The organism is Pseudomonadota bacterium, from assembly GCA_010028905.1.
Classification (GTDB): domain Bacteria; phylum Vulcanimicrobiota; class Xenobia; order RGZZ01; family RGZZ01; genus RGZZ01.
Genome location: RGZZ01000479.1, coordinates 1 through 3779, shown reverse-complemented (window position 1 = coordinate 3779; position 3779 = coordinate 1). Strand labels below are relative to the sequence as shown.

Sequence of the window (3779 nt, the reverse complement as noted above, 5' to 3'; positions counted from 1 at the left end):
CACGGAGAGCCGCAGCCCGCTCTCCCCGCGTCGGAAGGACGGCCGCTACCTGCCCGGATACGAGGCCCCGAGCTGGCTTGCCGGCTATGCCGAGACGGCCGAGCTGAAGATGCCGGCTGGCGCCTCGGTGGCGCGTGGCCGGTCGCTCTTCGCCACCAGCTGCGCTCCGTGTCACGGCGCTCAGGGCGCGGGCGATGGGTTCTCGGTGCAGCTGAACGACACCCGGCTGCGCAATCTCGCTCGTCCGGACGAGTACAAATACCCCTCCGACGACGCGGGCGTCTATCGCGCCATCGCCTACGGGTTCCCGAAGACGGCCATGTATGGGTTTCGCAGATCGCTCAAACCGCTGGACATGTGGAGCATCGCTGCCTATGTGATGTCGCTCCGCGGTCGCTGAGCGCAAGGCTCTCCCAAGCCCCCGTCAACGCCCGACGCGACGAAGGACCTCCTGAACGCACCTGAGAAGTGTTCTGCGCCATGCTCGCTCCTGCTGATCCAGACCCCGAGATTGCCACGGCGCTGCTCGACATCGCCACGCGCCCCTGGCCTCACGGCGCAGACGCCACCCTTGCCCAGCTCGAGGTTCTGCGAGCCCGCGGGGTGCCGCTCGAGCGCTTCGAGATGCGCCTGGGCGTCAATCACCCCCTGCTCTCCAGCGTGGGGCTGCAGTGGACGACCGAGAACGGTCCGCACTACGTCGTGAAGGTGAACGACACGTGGATCGTGGAGTCGCGGGAGCAACGGGTCTGTGCCGTCAACCCCCTGCACCGCGATCAGCCACAGACCGATGACCGTACCTGGCTCATCGATGCCGTTCCCACCGGCGTTGCACGGCGGGTGCTCGACGTCCGCACCGAGCTGCCCGCAATGATCGCCCTGCAGACGAGCGGCGGAGTCAGCGCGCTGCTGGGCGGCATCGAGACGGGCGCGCCCAACCGCGCCATCGCGTTGTTCGTTCCCCCTGCTTCGCAGGCGTTCAGCGCCGCCGACACCCGCGCCATCCACACCATGACCTGGGGGGCGGCAGCCGTGGCCAGGGCCACGCGATGGCGGGTGCTGGCGAACGTGATCGCCAACGCCTACATCGGTCCGCGCAGCGGCCTGCGGGTGCTCAACGGAGACCTGCGTCGCGGGGAGATGGAGCGCCGCTCAGCTGCCTTCGAAACTTCGCGGCGCTGAGCGATGCGCACCCGCCGGAGATCGTGGCCGAGAACCTCAACACCCTCTTCGAGGTGGTCGAGCGCCAGATCGCCCTGGCTGGTGGTGAGGTGCTCAAGCTCATGGGAGACACCGTGCTTGCGTACTTCCCCTACGGCCTCGAGCTCGAAGCGCCGGAGGCCGTGACCCGCGCGCTGCGCGCCGTGGGCGAGATCAACGTCCGGCTGCCCCGGGGCCTGAGCCTGGGCGTCGGTCTGCATCGTGGCGAGCTGGCCTACGGCAACGTCGGGTCGATGGAGCGCCTCGACTTCACGGTGGTGGGCAGCACCGTGAACGAGGCGCGACGGATTCAGCGGATGACTGCGCGGCTCGACCTTCCCGTGCTCGCCTCGGCCGCGGTGGCACGGTGCTCGCCTGAGCGCTGGCGACCGTGCGACCACGAAGAAGCAGGCCCGCACGCAGGGTCAGACGCGCTCTTCGAGCCTCGCTGACACAGAAGCGCTCTGCGTCACCGCTGACGCAGAGCCACCCAGGCGCCCTCACTGCCCCAGGCTGGCTCCCCGAACAACGAGCTTCACCTGACCATTCTGCGGGCTGACGTTGTTGCTCTCATTGCTCTCACTGAGCTGCTGCGGGAAATCGGCGGTGCACTGAACCAGGTACACGCCTCCCGGAGCCCCCGCCGGGAACGTCAGTGGACCGCTGCTCACGGTGACCTCCTGCCCCGGCGCCAGCGCCTGAACGGCCGGCAGCACCTTCAAGACAACGGGTGGCGTGGAGGGCATGAGCTTGGGGCCGTCTGGTCCCCCGCTCGGCCACACCAGCACTCTGGCTGTCGACGCAGCGGACGCGCCCGCGCCGATGTTCTTGACCTTGAACGTCACCTGGAAGGAAGCGCCGATGTGCACGATCTGCGGGTTGGCGATGGGGTCTTGCGCAACCAGATCGGGCTTGTGGTGCACAGGGAGCGGTGCGGGTGCGCTGCTTCCCGCCTTGAGTTCGTTAGGTGCAGGTGGATTCCAAGCATCCGGAGGGGCTGCGTGTACCGCGGGAGAGGACGTGAGCAGAAGACCTGCGAGAAGTGCAGCGGACAGCGCGCGTGACATGGGAGCCCTCTTTTCTATATCATCGTGGCAGCCGTGACGACTGCCCATCTGCAGGCTTCGAGGCGCGCGACAAGGTCGCCTTCACCCTTCGAGCGAGCGGCGACGACAAGAAGAGGCGCTTCGCAAGGCGTGGGTGGCGGCCAGACACCGAACGGCAGGACGTCACGCCTGTGTCGAGAACTCCGCGAGGAGTGGCAGTTCACCTGTCGAGGAGACACGTGTGCGGGGATTCTGGTACGCCTTCAACCTCGGTCTGCTCGAGCGCCTGCGAAATCCAGACGCAGACGGGCCTTGCCGATATCAGGGCCTCATCGCCCTGGCCGTCCAGGTCTTCCTGGTGTGGAGCCCAGTGCTCGCCCTGGCCTGTCCGTCTCTCGGAGCGCTTGGCAGAGAGACGAGCGACATCGGCGTCCTCGAGATCTACTTCATCTACCTCGGGTTCGCGGCGTGCAGGCTCGCCTCTCGGGTAGGCATCCCGTGGGCCGCCTTGATCTGGGGCGGCACCTCTCCTTTCGCCCTCCTGCTCGGCGGAACAGCGGCTGCCCTGCTCCCGCTGGCGGCGGAGAGCTGCGTGGTGATGCCTCTGCTCTGCTGGCAGTCCGTCCCCGCGGTCGACCTCGTGCCGACGGCGATCGACCGCACCCTCGCCGCCCTGATCAATATCGCGGGAACCGGGGCCATTGCGGTATACGTCTGCGTCCGCTTCTCGCATGCCCGCAACCAGGGGACGCACGTCGCCGCCACGCTCAGCCGCGCGATGCTGATCACGCCCCCGCTGCTCGCGCTGGGGGCGCTTGCGATCTTCGACGTCCACCTTTCCTGGCTCTGGGGCACACTGTCGATCTGGACACCCTTCGCTGCCGCTCGGATGTCTTCCATCTGGTGGGTCACCCTGGCCTGGACCCCCACGACCGGCAGCGCGTTCGAAGTTGATCTGATGCGGGCCTGGGTATTGCTCAGACTCTTCGTGACCATTGCGCTGCCTCTCGTGCTGATCAAGCAAGCGTCTCGATTCGTGAAGGCACCGCCCCCGTGAGGCTGCTTCAGGTCGGAGAGGTGATTCGCGGGCGCTATGAGGTGCTGGCCCACGCGGGAGCGGGCGCGATGGGGGTGGTGTACCGGGCGCGCAACCTCCAGAGCGGCACCGTGCATGCACTGAAGACCCTCGATCTCGATGCCGTGCCGCCAGCCGAGGTCGACGAGGCGCGAGCGCTGTTCGAACGCGAGGCCCGCTTCCTGTTCAGCCTCGACCATGCGGGGTTTCCTCGCATGACTGACTACTTCGTGGAGGAGAGCCTCTGCTGTCAGGTGATGGAGATGATCGACGGGGAGACCCTGGAAGAGCGGGTCGAGCGAGAAGGCGCGATGTCGCTCCGAGAGGTCGTCGACATCACGCGACAGCTTGCCCAGCATCTCCGGTTCCTGCACGAGCACCCTTCGGGCCCCTTTGTCTATCGCGATCTCAAACCGTCGAACGTGATGCTCGACGGCGCTGGCACCGTGTTCGTCGTC

5 protein-coding genes are annotated in these 3779 nt (G+C 67.2%); 4 read left to right on the top strand and 1 reads right to left on the bottom strand.

Annotation, left to right across the window (positions count from 1 at the left end; genetic code table 11):
• The coding region (locus EB084_21485) for a cytochrome c (protein NDD30837.1) at positions 1–400 on the top strand (400 nt) is incomplete at its 5' end.
• A gap of 649 nt (positions 401–1049) precedes the next feature.
• The gene (locus EB084_21480) at positions 1050–1652 is read left to right on the top strand and encodes an adenylate/guanylate cyclase domain-containing protein (protein NDD30836.1); all 603 of its coding nucleotides are present in this window, start codon (positions 1050–1052) and stop codon (positions 1650–1652) included.
• A gap of 48 nt (positions 1653–1700) precedes the next feature.
• On the opposite strand, the gene EB084_21475 is transcribed toward EB084_21480, so the two are convergent.
• The gene (locus tag EB084_21475) at positions 1701–2315 is read right to left on the bottom strand and encodes a hypothetical protein (protein NDD30835.1); all 615 of its coding nucleotides are present in this window, start codon (positions 2313–2315) and stop codon (positions 1701–1703) included.
• Positions 2316–2487: 172 nt separating this feature from the next.
• Between EB084_21475 and EB084_21470 the strand changes: the two genes are divergently transcribed.
• Both EB084_21470 and EB084_21465 read left to right on the top strand, forming a co-directional pair.
• A complete protein-coding gene (locus EB084_21470; protein ID NDD30834.1) occupies positions 2488–3303 on the top strand; it encodes a hypothetical protein in 816 nt (271 codons plus the stop codon).
• On the top strand, positions 3300–3779 hold a 480-nt coding region (locus EB084_21465; GenBank protein NDD30833.1), incomplete at its 3' end, for a serine/threonine protein kinase. The genes EB084_21470 and EB084_21465, both read left to right, overlap by 4 nt.